General features: G+C 57.6%; 9 protein-coding genes and 1 pseudogene. 3 read left to right on the top strand and 7 right to left on the bottom strand.

Annotated elements, in window-relative coordinates; all coding sequences use genetic code 11:
- Nucleotides 1–151: 151 nt before the first annotated feature.
- The gene (locus tag DK412_RS04850) at nucleotides 152–1,255 is read right to left on the bottom strand and encodes an ion channel (RefSeq protein WP_109971026.1); all 1,104 of its coding nucleotides are present in this window, start codon (nucleotides 1,253–1,255) and stop codon (nucleotides 152–154) included.
- A 1,004-nt stretch (nucleotides 1,256–2,259) separates the two neighbouring features.
- Here DK412_RS04850 and DK412_RS04845 point away from each other — a divergent pair.
- Both DK412_RS04845 and DK412_RS04840 read left to right on the top strand, forming a co-directional pair.
- On the top strand, nucleotides 2,260–3,330 hold the full coding sequence (locus tag DK412_RS04845; protein ID WP_204165432.1) for an IS630 family transposase: 1,071 nt from the start codon (nucleotides 2,260–2,262) through the stop codon (nucleotides 3,328–3,330).
- 416 nt (nucleotides 3,331–3,746) lie between these two features.
- Nucleotides 3,747–4,232 (top strand): MucR family transcriptional regulator, encoded by a 486-nt coding sequence (locus DK412_RS04840; RefSeq protein WP_109971025.1) that lies wholly within the window; start codon nucleotides 3,747–3,749, stop codon nucleotides 4,230–4,232.
- Between the two features lie 411 nt (nucleotides 4,233–4,643).
- On the opposite strand, the pseudogene DK412_RS30850 reads toward DK412_RS04840, so the two are convergent.
- The 5 genes and pseudogenes from DK412_RS30850 to DK412_RS04810 all read right to left on the bottom strand — a co-directional run.
- Nucleotides 4,644–4,895 (bottom strand): annotated as a pseudogene (locus DK412_RS30850) (pyocin activator PrtN family protein); the annotation flags it as partial.
- A gap of 265 nt (nucleotides 4,896–5,160) precedes the next feature.
- A complete protein-coding gene (locus DK412_RS04825) occupies nucleotides 5,161–5,712 on the bottom strand; it encodes a hypothetical protein (RefSeq protein WP_109971022.1) in 552 nt (183 codons plus the stop codon).
- Nucleotides 5,709–6,164, bottom strand: coding sequence for an excisionase (locus DK412_RS30845; protein WP_245447432.1), 456 nt, complete (start codon nucleotides 6,162–6,164; stop codon nucleotides 5,709–5,711). The genes DK412_RS04825 and DK412_RS30845 overlap by 4 nt, the downstream gene beginning before the upstream one ends.
- Before the next feature lie 748 nt (nucleotides 6,165–6,912).
- Nucleotides 6,913–9,405 carry a hypothetical protein gene (locus tag DK412_RS30025; protein ID WP_162596114.1) on the bottom strand — a complete coding sequence of 831 codons (2,493 nt, stop codon included), beginning with the start codon at nucleotides 9,403–9,405 and terminating at the stop codon, nucleotides 6,913–6,915.
- A 621-nt stretch (nucleotides 9,406–10,026) separates the two neighbouring features.
- Complete coding sequence (locus DK412_RS04810) at nucleotides 10,027–10,320, bottom strand: hypothetical protein (RefSeq protein ID WP_109971020.1); 294 nt, start codon at nucleotides 10,318–10,320, stop codon at nucleotides 10,027–10,029.
- 1,066 nt (nucleotides 10,321–11,386) lie between these two features.
- On the opposite strand from DK412_RS04810, the gene DK412_RS30020 reads away from it, so the two are divergent.
- Nucleotides 11,387–12,121, top strand: a complete 735-nt coding sequence (locus DK412_RS30020) for a DUF3800 domain-containing protein (protein ID WP_162596113.1) — start codon at nucleotides 11,387–11,389, stop codon at nucleotides 12,119–12,121.
- A 407-nt stretch (nucleotides 12,122–12,528) separates the two neighbouring features.
- Here the strand turns inward: DK412_RS30020 and DK412_RS04800 are convergent, their stop codons facing one another.
- On the bottom strand, nucleotides 12,529–13,818 hold the full coding sequence (locus DK412_RS04800; RefSeq protein ID WP_109971018.1) for a flagellin: 1,290 nt from the start codon (nucleotides 13,816–13,818) through the stop codon (nucleotides 12,529–12,531).
- Nucleotides 13,819–13,949 lie beyond the last annotated feature (131 nt).

The raw sequence follows: 13,949 nt of genomic DNA, 5'->3' as shown, positions 1-13,949 counted from the left end.
CGGCATCGCGACGCGGACTGCGCGGCGGTGGCCGGGTGAGATCGGGCAGAGATTGGAGCCGGCGTAAGCTGACACTCAGGGTATATATTGTCCATGGAACGCAAACAACTTCTTTGCATCGTCATAATATCCTCTCCATATAATGGATGATCTACGGTGTGATTGCCGAAATTAATTTGCGCAGAGCGAGATCGGTAGTTGCTTGACGTTCTCCAACTAGGATGAAAAGCGCCGTCGCATCGATCGCGGTATTCGGAGCGGGATTGCTATGTGGATTGCCCTCCCCGTCAGCGTAGCCGATAGGGATGCCGTAATTAGCGCCGAGCACCGCCTGCACGACACGCTCCCACGCAAGGCCACTGAATTGCACATCGAACCGTAAGCACTCGTCCCCTTCGCTGGAGAAAAGGCGCTCAATGACCCATTCAGTGCCAGGGGCAACGATCGCGCGGACGATCATTTCAGGATAGCCGCGCAGGGGGCGCACGATTGCCGACGCGCCGGCCTTCTTTAATCGCTCGCGGTTGAGATCATCGACACATTCCGCGACAATCCGTGCTGTGATCCCGCGCTCCCGGAGCCGATGGATAATGTCGAAGGTGCGGCTGTCGGACAGCCGGTCCCCTTCGTGCTCTGCGAGGATGACGAGTACCTGGGCATGGTCGACGCCGGCCGCCTCTAGCGCTGCCGGATCATCGAATCGTCCCTTCAGCTGCACAATCAAGGGATCGTCTTCGAGGTCCGGAGGAAGGCCATCGGCGAACGCCTCCGTTAGGATCAGAGAGGGGACGGTCGCGTAGTTGGCATGCGAACGGTGCAACTGGTCGAGCAAGCGCCGCAGGTAATCGCCTGGCTCGTCCGCAGGAGCGTTCACGAAAACGATGTGATCGCGCATGTTCCACCTCCACTCGCCGCGCCGCTTGCGATCGCGCCGCAGGATCCTGAACTCGAAGAAGGCGCTTCCGGCCTGGGTCAGCAGGAAGATGCCACTGAGATAAATCAGCACGATGGTGGAGGCGCGCCCTGCTGTGGTCTTAGCTGAGAAGTCGCCATAGCCCGTCGTCGTAATCGTGGTGAATGTCAGCCAGATCGCCTCGCCGAGCGCCAGATGCTCGAAGGCAATCATGGAGACGACATGAAGGCCAATCAGTACGAGTAGGCCGACAACGGCGAAGCGGATGCGGTTCTGCAGGTCGCGGACGACGCTGCGCCGAAACTTGAGCGGCCTCCGTCGAGTGGCCCTGAGACGTGTCATCGTTCCTAGTCCTGCTCTCTGGTGCAGCCCCCCCTGCACGCAGCCCCGCCAGAAGGTCATCTATTGCTCGAACCGAAAATCGTTTGAAACTGTCAGGGCTTTCGCTGTTCGTTCGTAGGGCTAGTCACGCACCTGACATCGATGGGAATTCTGAGCAAGGTGGCCAAGCCGAAGCGAATCGTCGGGTTGGGCACGTGCGGCCAAGCCCGCTACGCCAGAATGGCCGACGGAGAGACGATTTGGTGGGGTCAGTGGAGGATGTGCCTGACGCCGTAGCATTCGCCGCAGCGGCCCTGGCGGGCAAGGACAGCTTAGGGCAGCCGTCGTCCCTGGGGGTCGGCGGCGTTATAGCTCATACCCACCATCTGACTACGCCGAAACTAAAATAGTCGCGCGGCACGACTTGTAGAGTTCAGCCGCTGGCTCCCGCTGTTTCTCTGTCGACCGGGTACTCACGTTCTGGAACAGAGCAGTTGGGCGCAGCGCCCGCTGCGAGCGAGCCTGAGAATTCCGGTCAACAGTTGACGCTGCTTTCAGGCCCCACCGATAGGTTCTGTCACCTTCCCGGTTCCAGCGCATTCCGGACAAGGCTCATTGTGGATCTTGCCAGTGCCGTTGCAGCTTCGGCACAGGTTCTCACCCGTGCCTGGCGTGCCGGGTGCTGCCTTATCTCCGGGTTTGGCGGGATCAGCCGTCGTCATCGTATCTGCCTCTTGAATGCTGCGGGAAGATCAAAGGCTAGGATCGGGCACTACTCCTTGCTCCTTTTCGGATGACGGAGTCGGTCCAGCCTCCGAGAGCGCGCCCTCACCCTGTTTGTGGGTGTCATGCTCTGGTTTCTTGTTACCGGATCGGGCGGTGGCCTTTGGGCCTCCGCTCACGTCCGGCTGGTGCCCTCCTGATCTCCGGGTAGTTGCCTCGTCCGCCATGGCGCTCTCCCGTTCTCTAGTGCATTGACGCATTCAGAGGATTCACGGCAGGCGTGAGGTATGCGAGTCTGAGGTATGGCTCAGACTGTCTGCGTGATCCCCAGCGCCGCCGACTTGGCGGACCTGTCCGCCATCGTCGCCGATCGGGCGCGGCCCCTCAAGCATATTCAGCGCGCCCGCATCGTCCTGCTCTCGGCCGAACGCCTCTCCGTCCTCGACGTCGCCCAGCAGGCCGGCGTCAGCCGACCCGCGGTGTGGCGCTGGCAACAGCGCTACGCCGAAGAAGGCGTCGAGGGACTGTTGCGCGACAAGACCCGTCCGCCCGGCAAGCCGCCCCACTCCACCGACACCGTCGCCGAGGTGCTGGCGCTGACCTGCTCCGAGCCGCCCGGTGAGGTCACCCACTGGACCGGCCGCGCCCTGGCGCAAGCCGTCGGGATCTCGCTGCGGTCCGTCCAGCGTATCTGGGATGCCCATCGCCTCCAGCCGCATCGGGTGCGCAGCTTCAAGCGCTCGAACGATCCGGCCTTCGCCGAGAAGGTCGAGGACATCGTCGGCCTGTACATGGACCCGCCGCGCCACGCCGTCGTGCTCTCGCTCGACGAGAAGAGCCAGATCCAGGCCCTGGAGCGCACCCGTCCGAGCCGATCGCTCATGCCAGGTCGCCCCGAGACCCAGACCCACGACTACGTCCGTCACGGCACTACGACGCTGTTTGCCGCGCTCAACGTGCTGGAGGGTACCGTGATCGGCCGCTGCATGCAGCGTCACCGCCACGACGAGTTCCTGCGCTTCCTCAACACCATCGAGGCCGCGGTGCCGGCCGGCAAACTGATCCATGTGATCCTGGACAACTATGCCACCCACAAGCACCCGAAGGTGCGAGCCTGGCTGGCCCGGCATCCGCGCTGGATCTTCCACTTCACCCCGACCTCGGCCTCGTGGATGAACGCGGTCGAGGGCTTCTTCTCCGCCCTGACCCGGCGAAGGCTGAAACGGGGCAGCTTCAGCGGGATCGTCGACCTGCAAGCAGCGATCAACCGCTACATCGCCGAGCACAACGACAGGCCGAAGCCCTTCGTCTGGACCAAGCCGGCCACGGCCATCCTCGATGCCGTCAATGGCAAAGCTGCACTATCCGAATGAGTCAATGCACTAGCAATTACGAATGCCGTCCACACCACCAACTCGCCGGCGGTTCGACAGTTCGGGATGTCCCTTGGGTCCTCCAGCCATCAAACGCACGTCAGCTAATGCGTGCGTCAGGGCGCGTAAGCTCGAGAGAGCGTCGAATGTCTCGCGGAAGTGGCGTTCGTTGAGCCTGATGGGTGCTCGATACCATTGGTGCACCGGTGGCCGGACGTGGTTGGGGAGCTGAGCAATCCGGATGCCGGTGGGCCGGTCACCAACTGACATGCATTTCCGGTGTACGATGACTGAATATTTGATCGGAGCGAATTGTAGGGGCGGCCAGGATGCGCGTACATGAGCTCTATGGCGCTGAGTTCGTCGACATAGCCGACGCCATTCCGTTCTGAACATAGGTTAAACGGAGAGGTTCAATGAACGATAATGCCGACGCCCTCCCGCATGATGTCACGCTTACCGCCGACATCGTGTCCGCTTACGTGGCCAACAACAGCGTGACGGCCCACGATCTGCCGACGCTCATCGCATCGACGCACGCGGCACTGACACGGCTCGGAGCACCGGCTGAACCCGAGCCCGTGAAGCTTGAGCCACCGGTACCGATCCGGAGGACTGTCACTCCCGACCACATCATCAGCCTCGAGGACGGGCGACCCTATAAGACGCTCAAGCGCCACCTCGCCGGCCGCGGGCTCACCCCTGAGCAGTACCGTCAGAAGTGGGGCCTACCGCCGACATACCCCATGGTCGCCGAGCGGTACGCGGCGCAGCGCTCCGAGCTCGCCAAGAACTCGGGCCTCGGCCAGTCGCGCGCCCGAGCCGCAGCCGCCAGTGCCTCGCGCGACGCTACGGTCAGCAACAAGCCAGCCCGACGGCGCAAGGCCAGCGCGAGCGAGTAGAGATACAGGAGGCTCACCGCCCGTGCCGCGCCAGGATCTCGATCCCGGGTGCGGCACATGCGGCTGAATGATCGCTGAAGCACATCGTGGCGGAGATCATCGACCTCACCTTTCGCCGAGTGCCTGAAGCCGACGTGCGGGCCTTCCAGAGCTAAGCCGTGCCCAGGATGCATATCCCGGGTTTGCCGTGGCACAGACGATCGCGAGCGACGAACCGGTAATGCAGTAGCGCTGCGGCAACTACTCCTGCGCAAGCCCTTCAGCCCTTCAGCGCTGCACGGCGCGCTGATGCGAACGCGCATGCGCCAGCCGAAACTGGCATGTAGGGAAGTCGGCGGCCTTCAACGAACCGAGGACCTGCTTATCAACCCTACCGCCAGCGCGGCCGCCCTCCACATAGGCAGCACCACAGAGCTGACGGCATTCCTTCCGCGCGGCCTCGGCCCGCTGATCAATCCATCTGGCGGGGTCGACCAGATGTACGCCCTTCGCCGCCTTCTGGCTCGCCTCGATCCGGACCAGCGGCAAGGCGATCCCGCCGACGGAGATCTTCCGGATCAGCATCTCGGGCGTCAGGTGCGAGCAATAATCCCGGCACACGAGGCTGATCGAGATCACGGCCGCGCCGCCGTACTGAGCCAGCAGAAGGAATGCCGTGACCATGGGCTCGGGTCTTGCGGCTGGGTGGACGTCGGTTGCGGACTTGCGGGCACGCGGCATCGGTTAGATCCGGCGCCGCTCAGGAGACCCTCCGAGACCGTGTTGATGCCTCTGAGCCTAGTCCGCATGCTGGGCCGCCCACTCCTCGAACGGCTGACCGGCAGCCTCCACGAGGCCGGAGTGGCGATCAAGGGCCCGATCGATCGCCATGCGGTCCCACCGGTGGGTGCCCGGCATCGCTACCGGCAGGATACCGCGCCGGACCCAATCATCGAAGACCTCGACGGTCTCGCAGCCGGTAGAACACGCCACGGTCCAGATCGAAGTAGGAGCGGCCGGCCGCGGCCTCCCAGCTGGCCGTCAGCACCGCGCCGGGCCTGCTCGCCGTCGAATAGGCGAGCAGGATGAAGCGGGCGAGGTGGCGCATGGTGTAGCGGCCGACGGTCGTGTTGCCGGCCTTGCCGCCCTCTGCTGCTGGGCGATCACCCTCCCGGGCCCGCCAGGCGGCCCAGACCAGCCGAGCGACCTCCGAGCGCGACAGCCAGCGCTCGCGCGCCTCGCCCTTCTTGGGCAGGGCCACCTTCACGAGCTCGCGGTGGTAGCCCTCCCGGTGGTGGTGCCCGATCGCGGCCGAGAGATCCTGCAGGTCCCGCCGAGCGCCGCCTGGGGATGGCCGAGATGCCACGTAGGCCCTGCAGGTTGCCCCGGTGACCTGGGCCAGGGTCTTCGAGCTCCACCATGCGGAGAGACGGGCGATCCTCTTGGCGATCCGTTGCTGGTCGGGATGAGGCGTCACGACGTCGTCGACATAGATGCTCAAGACGTCGGCGAGCGAGATGGCATCGAGATCACGTTGCGTGCGCGCCGGCTGCTGGGCCTCTCTGAGATAGTCGGCGAGGGCTTGATGAGCTTCTGCAACTTCGCCTGCAGCGCATCCTGTGGGGTGCATTTTGGCACCATCTCGGATGACCCGTCGGGCGGCGCGAGTGACGCGACCGGCGGCGTCGCGGCGCGCGGGGACGAGGTAGAGGCGGGGGCTTTCGGCGGGACGCGACACAGTTCGCGCATCCGCTCGATCGCGGCGAGCGTGGTGAAATCCTTCCCGGCGATCCGTTCGATGGTAAGGCGCCCCTTGGCGGCCTCTCGGCGAAGGCTTGCGGCCGTCATCCCGCCTGCTGGAAAGGCGAGGCGAGCGGCATCGGCCAGCCGGAGCGGCGTATCGTCGGAGATCTGAGACCTTGCCAGAGGCTCCTTGGCGGGAGGCTTGGTCATGTCACGCTCCAAGCTTGGCGAAGAGGCTGTGGCCGGGCTGCGCGCCGAGGAAGATGATCCACCCGGCGCGCCCTGCTGAGCCCATTTTCGTGTTGCGCTGGTGTTGCGTGGAGCAGCCTACGCCACGCCGTAACCCGTTGTAAAACCCGCACCCGTGTTGCAGGCAATTGCAACACGCATCGACAGACTAACGGGCATGAAAAAGCCCGCTAAGTCATTGACCAAGCGGGCTAAACGGGTGGTAGCGGAGGAGGGATTTGAACCCCCGACACAAGGATTATGATCTGAGCTGAAAGCCCCCTACCCTTTTGATCGGATAGAGCTTTTTTCCGGCTGCGCTAGGCGTGCGCTAAATCGCTGTTCCATGGCAAGAAGGTTGGTGGGCGGATACGCCAACGTCACGGAAGCTGCCGACTTCTGTCGAGCGGTAGCGTTTATACCGAACGGCGGCGATCACGCCCCCCAGTGCCAAAGCGATTACGCAAGCGTCCAAGAGTTACGCCATTATCCCGCTCACACTCAGATTACCCTTCTGTCGCATCCGACTAAATGTGCATGGGGAAGTAAGTGCGCGGAACTTGTGTCATGTTAATATGAATTAAAAATGCTTACGTGTTAAATTTATAAATCTATTTCCAAGATATTTTACTTCAATTTTGATTACAACAGAGGCTGATCAACGGTCCGATGCGTTACAGCGGACCGCTGCAAAAAATGACAATTTTAGATTTAACACGACAACTGTATCTTATTCGGCCAAAGACCTAAGCACCATCATTCTTCGGTCAACAGTAGGATATAGATCAGACGACGGAACTTCGTTAATGCTGCCGCGAATTTTCGTGAGCAATTTATTATCAGCGTCCGAAAGAGAGCTTGCAAGTGCGTCTCTCATATTTGTATCATTTCTAACGATTTCGACACTCCGCCTATATTCAGCAATCGATATCGTCTCCCCAGGTAAATTTTGAACATCATCAATGCATGATCTGTAAACCTCATTGGGAGGAGCTTCGTAACCGAGCAAGAGCTGCTCGACGAGAAGATGCTTCAAAAAAACAATTCTTTGAGAAATTTCAATTAATTCGGCGTCTTTTATAATCAATGAGCCTAGCAGTTCACGTATCGTCCCAAAAACGATCACACTCAAATTTGTTGATTTTTCCTGATCTAGATACTCAGCCTGCAGCTGCATTCTCGCATTTTCAATAGTCGTATTTTGTGTAAATGCAAACCGCGTATCGGGCCACTGCTTAACTGATGCCAGGACGTCTTGTTTCAAATACATGTCGTTGTCTTTATTGGTGAAAACGCTTGGTCCACACACCGTTCCAGTTTCGTATTTTATAGATTTATCTTTGTTTGGGCCAAGCGACATCTTAACTGAGCGATCGATCACACCACAAACTCTGAATACTGAAGAATGATTGTTTACCTGCTCGATATATTCACGCCTAGCCATATCAAGAGTTGTTACATTCAGATCCACCTTTGATGTTTCAACAAATACTCTCGAAATCAAGATTTTATTCAAACGATCAATCTCTTTACCATAGAGATCTACGATATTGCTAGCCCCAAGAGATCTTAAAATCTTTATATCGCGCTTGATGGATTTTCCGGCCTCGATCAAATCATCAATACGAGGACGATCTTGCTTGATTATTTCTTCTTTGACATGTTTTTTGTGGATACTGAATATTTTATCGAACCGACTGAGTAGATTTAAGTATGCATCAACGCCTTTTGCCCACTCTCCTGGATTAGGAGAAATTTTGCTATTCCAATTACCGGCCGTGCTATTGTAGAATGATAATAAATAGCTATAGTTTTGACCGCCGTCGATCGTGAGATACAACCTGCGTGTGACATCATTGAGCGGGTCCTCGCCCAGCGCTCCACTTCCAGCTACAATATCGAGCTTAGCAACTTCCGTTGCATATCTCTTAAAACTAGCCAGACATGAAGTATAGCTTTCGATTGAAAGGTGCATAGATGAAGCTCCGACTAAACATCTATCTGCGTCAATTGTTAATGGGGATTTGACCAAATAAGCTAAAGCTGTATTATTAAGCCTCTGATTTATCCACGCAGATCCAGAGTTCAGCTTAATTAATTCAATAATAGATGAGAGTTTTTCGTCAAATCCATCAAACCTTCCAGTGACATAAGTTGAGAATTCATTCAAAAAAGAGAATAAAGTCGAAAAACTTCGTTGATTAAATTGGCCGATTGTCTTAACTTCCTCTCGCAACTGACCGATTTGCTCCAATATTATTTGCTCTTCAGACGGTCCTATTTTTCCAAATGACTGTATCAAGCTGTTTATGACACCTACAGCGCTTAGTGCGGCAAGCACGACAACAGTTGTAGATCCAGCGGCCATCAATATGCCTAAGTTAGCTAGCTTTGCAAAACTTTGAACCGCATTTGACAGATTGCGAACAGCAACGGGGTCATTAGCAAAAGCAATTTCGATAACTGCAACAAGAGCTTGTTGTGACAGATTGATTTTCTCTGATGCTTCTTGTCTAGACCGTTGTACATTTTGATTTTTTTTGACCTCTTCAAAATAATTTTTGAAATCATTCCTAATTAAAGAAAGTCGTTCATCCAACAGCTTCTGCACCGCTTCCTTCGTCATAATTGATTTGGTAATATTATTTAGATCTTTTGTTAATGAAGATTTTAATGATAATTCAAAGCCTAATATAGCAGTATTCAAATCAGATATCCTACCTCCAAACTCGCCCAAGGTCTTGTGAATACCTCCATATTGTAGCCTTAAGTCCGAAACGTCTCCCTCCAGCTGGGCATCACCGAGAGCGTCACGAAGGTGTGTCCCATATGCTGCCATGCAGTCGTCCGTCGCGATTTTGAAGCGACCCATGCTTGCAAGGCCATTTGTGCTCATTGCAATAACGTCAATACCTGTTCCACCGCTTACATCAAAACCAAAGTTAGCAATCGCTGTCTTCATACAGCCCGCATATTGAGGATCATCCCCCGGAGTTATGACAAATTGCCCGTCAGGGTTTTTCCTCTCGTTAAACCCTGTCAGAGGCAGCATCCCCTTCGGCAATACTATAATCGGCCCTTTTTCTGATTGTGATGCCATTAATTCTTTGACCTGAGTTTGCAGTTGGTTATACTTCTCTTTTGAAATTGGGTCAGCCCAAGACTGAGTAGTGTTCGCAAATATAACGACTAATCCTATGGCGCGAAACACAATCCTACGCATCTTCCCCCCCTCGCAAATCTAGCAGCAAGAGTGTTCAGCATATTGTAGATTGTCAAGATTATTTTCGGTAATTGCTCACCCCCGGTGTCCGGGGGTGTTAGGCAGTCTCTGGGAGCGTGGGCGTATTGAGGGCTTCGCGGGTGGCGTCGATGGCCCTGGCGGCGTGTCGTCGCGCGGTCTCGATGACGGAGCGGATGTCGGGGCGGGCCTTGCGGATCATGGGCTTGAGCTTTGATCCCGGCTGGATGCATCGGATCGGGGACCAAAAGGCCTTTGAGGCGACGCTCCAAGGCGGCCTCGTAGGTTCTCAGGGTGGTGTGCTTGAGCCTCGGCCGTCGTCCCCCGATGGAGCAGGCGCGCTTGAGCTGGCCCTTCAGGCCGGGCGCCAGCACCATGTCGCCGGCCTCGCGGGCGTACTGGACGTCGCGGATCAGGTGGGCGAGGCAGACCTGATGTCCCCTGCTGGCCCCACCTCCTTGCGCGCCGAAGCGGTCGGAGGTCTAGAACGCGGGCCGGCGCGCGACGTGCCTTAGATAATCGAGCGCTGGTCGTCCGTCCCCACAGGGCCTTACCGCGCCGTGGCTTAAGTTGGCGCGGGAGGGCCTCGTGCCGGAACCTCCCTCAGTCCACGACCTTGAGGTCGTTCACATTGACGTCGCCATCCCGGGTGGTGAAGCTTTGTGCCCGGCCATTCGACTGGGAGACCCCGCTGATGCGGTGGTCGCCGCTATCGTAGGTAGCCAGCTTGCCGTCGGTCTCGACAAGGAGCCGCTGCTTATCGGGGAAGAACGCGTAGCGCATGCCGTTCTGGCCACCGCTGGTCGAGGGCTGGCCCAGCTCCTGCGGCCACCAGGGCTCCGAGCCCTTCATCGGCTCCATCGGCTTCATGGGTTCCATGGGCTTCATCGGTTCCATCGCACTCGGTCCTCTGGCGGGATGTCTGAAGCCAACGCTACGCTCGAAGCGCCGGAAGGTTTCCCTTAAAAACAGCGCTGCGAAGTCTGCTGTTGAGCTGGTCGTTCGAGGCCGTTGAGATACGAACCGTGACCCCTGCGGAAGCGGGTAAGATGGTTCGGGCCTGCCTGCGGATGTTGAATGACCCGCATTAGCGGAGCTGCTCGTTGCAAGCTTGAAGCTGTCGTGCTGGGCTCAGGATGCCCCAGGACCAACGAGGCAGCGCGGGAGCATGCGAGCAGCAGGACACCCTCGAACTCCCTGTATGCCCCCCTAAACGTCTCCGCGCAGGCCGCCCTCCCCTACCCTGGCCATCGGCAGGGCACGTCACACGTGAGGCGGTGCATGTACAGCGTTGATCTTCATCATCTTTGCCGTCCGATTGTTAACTACACTCCAGGCGTATTCCGCCGAGTAATATATTGGAAAGCCGTGCTGTGCAGATATCAATTAGCAACACGGGGAACATGCTCGATGTCGAAATTTTTTGCCACCAACAAGATTTTTCAGTTTAGCGTGATGTGGTTGTTCGTTATCGCGTCCTTCGCCTACGCGGCGGGTGAGAGCGGGAAAGCCGTGGCGTGGTCTCTCCTGTATGGCATCCCATTTGGCTACATCGCGGCGGAGATATGGGTTGCATCCCTCCTCCAAAGGGAAATGAAGAAGTGGGTCTGGTTTCCGGCGATCCGTGGATACCTGCGCCGACAGGTTGCTTAATACAACAGCGTACCTATTCAATCGCTAAACAGAGCATTTCCAGGACGGCCCTTCTACTGCCACCGCGATTTTTACACCGCTGTTAGCCAGCTAGAGCAGCCGGGGTTGCGCGGTTGGATACATCACCAACGACGAGATGTAAATCTGGTGACAACAAGCTTCGTTCCGGTAACGTAAGGCTCAAACATCATTTGTCCGTTGACGGCAAAGAAAGACGAGATCCATGCACTTAGTAATCGACGATACATATGGACCTAAAACCAACGGGCAGTCGCGCTACGTGACAGGGAACCGAAGGACTTGTGTCGCATTGCGTTTCAAAGATGACGAGGTCGAATATGTACGAAATCAGTTAAAAGAATGCCTTGCGCATGTTTCATCTATCATCGGAAAGCCCTTGACGGAGTTTCATTTCACCGAAATTTTCAATCGACGTGGCCAATGGGCACAGACTGAGGATGGATTAAATCTAAAGATATTCGGATTTTTTGCAGAACTGTATAGCATTAAGCGCTGGCCCGTAATGCTCCAGACGGTGGATGACAGGACTTTCGTAGGGCATAACGTTAGTAACTGGGCAGGAAAGATCGATGGACTTGATCTAACTGATCGTTATACTCAGAGCTTGGTACTGCTCTGCATGCGATTTCAGAGGGAATTCCCCGAATGCGAAGAGCCGCTCACGGTATTAGTGGATCAAGGCCTAGGAAAGCCAGGCGCCCCATTCGGGAAAACTCTGTTCCGAAAGTGGAAAGGCCAATTCCGAGGCGAGTACGTTGCCTCGACCGAACCTCTTATGCAGTTGACTGACTTTGTTGCCTATTGCATCAATCGATCTACTATCCTTCAAATCAAATCAAATAGGAGCAAAACAGATTTATATTTTCTAAAGATGATCGAAATGATGAACTTAAACACAACAGATCTACAGTTTCACAAACTACCAGCGTCCTTTGATGCTCAAGATATCGATGAGCTTCATCGACTAGACCGTGTGGCGAAGGGGCTTGAACCAGCAAAAGACGACGATGAGGAGTTAGATTGAGAAATATTAGTGATTAACGCATCCGAAGGACGCTCAAGTTCACGCCATAGGCCGTGCGTTCTTCTATTGGAAGCGTTTAGCTAACCTCAGTTAGCTATCTCCTGCTTCGCCTGAGAGGCCTGTCACCAGTAGAGATGCCTCTTCGGAGCTGAAGCTGTCATGCTGGGCTCAAGATGCCCCAGGACCGACAGGGGAACGCAGCAGCTGCCCAGCACCAGGACGCCCCCCGAACGCGCTGTACGATGCTCCTGGCGCATCAGCGCTGACTGCCCTTACCTTCGCGGGGTATAGGGGCGAACCGGCCCTTGGGATGCTGCTTGCTGAGGGCGATCTCGACATCTCGGTGCGCCCGTCGCTCATGGCAGCAGCGAAGCCCCGTGAGGCTCCGCTGCTGCTGCACACATCGATCAGCGCAGCAGCTGAAGGATGCCCTGGCTGGCCTGGCTTGCCAGGGACAGCGACGACACCGCCAGGGACTGCCGGGTCGCCAGCGCCTGTGAGTTCGCCGCCTCCTCGTTCATGTCGGCATTCGTGAGGTTGGCCGCCCCCGTGGTGAGCACGTTGATCATCTCCTTCGTGAAGTTCTGACGGTTCTGAACCGTCGACAGGTTGGAGCCGAACGTGGAGGAGATGGATTTCAGGTTCGCCAGCGCGTTGCTCAGCGCATCAGCGGCCTTGGTGAGGTCCGCGTTGTTCTGGATGCCGATGTCGGCGCCCGACTGAGCCGTGGCGCTGTCCTTGAACTCGCCGATGCCCAGCGCGGACGCGGACAGCGACGTACCCTGGATGTCCAGTTTGGATTTGGCCGCGCCGGTCTTCTCGTTAAACGCGATGCTCAGGCTATCGCCGGCCAGCAGGTTGGTGCCGTTGAAGCCGGCATCCCGGGCGGCCTGATCCAACTGTGTGCGCAGCGCGTTGAACTGACCCACCAGGGCCGAGCGCTGAGCGGACGTGCCGCCGGCCGCCGATGGGGTTGCACCGCCCGTGAGCTTGGCTGTCTCCGTGGCATCCACCGCGAAGGCTCCCGAGGTGGTCTTGCCCAGGCCCACCGAGAGGGTGTCCGAGCCGGTGCCGGTGATCTGCAGCTGGCCCTGCACGTCGATCGTCGCGGTGGCGATGCCCGACTTGTTGATGTTGCTGACGAGGTCGCTCACCGTGTCGGTGGAGCCGATGTCGAACTTGTAGGTGGTAAAGCCCGCGCTGAGCTGCATCTGGTTGGCGTTGGCCGTGTTGATGCCCACCACGCCGGGGGTGCTCGAGGTGGCCGCCGCGGCCGTGCCGGCGAGCGTCTTGCCCATCGATACGTCGTAGATGCTCTTGCCCGTAGCGGTGGCCTCACCGGCCGTCGCGAGCGCTCGGGTACCCTGCAGCTTGGGCAGGTTGGCGGTGGCGTTGGACTGCGCTTGGGTCACCACCGACTGCATCTGCTTGACGACGGTAGTGACCGCATCGACGCCCTTAGCGGCAGCCTGGATCGTCTGGATGCCGTTGGAAACGCCATCGAGGAGATCCGACAGCGCGGACGCACGATCGCTGAGGCCCACCGCCGTGAAATAGTTGACGGGGTTGTCGAGGGCGGAATTCACCTTCTTGCCCGTGGAGAGCCGGCCCTGATTGGTGGCTGCCAGCGCGGCAGTGTCCTGCAGAGACAGCAGGTTTTGGCGAGTAGCAGCGGAGAGCGTGATGGAAGACGACATGAGCTGATCCCTCGGAATGGCCTCGCGTGGATCGCGAAGACTTCGGGGATTATTGCTGTCCGTGCTCAGTTGGGCGGTAAATAATTTGCGGCAAGCGCACTAACATTCAGATGAAGCGTACTATTCTGCCG

Origin of the sequence: Methylobacterium sp. 17Sr1-1, from assembly GCF_003173775.1 — a bacterium.
Lineage (GTDB): Bacteria > Pseudomonadota > Alphaproteobacteria > Rhizobiales > Beijerinckiaceae > Methylobacterium.
Note: the sequence above shows the minus strand (reverse complement) of the source record. Positions and strands in the feature narration are given on the sequence as shown.

What these genes read in the sequence shown, in the direction of transcription:
- DK412_RS04850 (WP_109971026.1), bottom strand. Translation starts at nt 1,255, where the DNA reads ATGACACGTCTCAGGGCCACTCGACGGAGGCCGCTCAAGTTTCGGCGC.
- DK412_RS30845 (WP_245447432.1), bottom strand. Translation starts at nt 6,164, where the DNA reads ATGACCAAGCCTCCCGCCAAGGAGCCTCTGGCAAGGTCTCAGATCTCC.
- DK412_RS04840 (WP_109971025.1), top strand. Translation starts at nt 3,747, where the DNA reads ATGAACGATAATGCCGACGCCCTCCCGCATGATGTCACGCTTACCGCC.
- DK412_RS30025 (WP_162596114.1), bottom strand. Translation starts at nt 9,405, where the DNA reads ATGCGTAGGATTGTGTTTCGCGCCATAGGATTAGTCGTTATATTTGCG.
- DK412_RS04800 (WP_109971018.1), bottom strand. Translation starts at nt 13,818, where the DNA reads ATGTCGTCTTCCATCACGCTCTCCGCTGCTACTCGCCAAAACCTGCTG.
- DK412_RS04845 (WP_204165432.1), top strand. Translation starts at nt 2,260, where the DNA reads ATGGCTCAGACTGTCTGCGTGATCCCCAGCGCCGCCGACTTGGCGGAC.
- DK412_RS04810 (WP_109971020.1), bottom strand. Translation starts at nt 10,320, where the DNA reads ATGGAACCGATGAAGCCCATGGAACCCATGAAGCCGATGGAGCCGATG.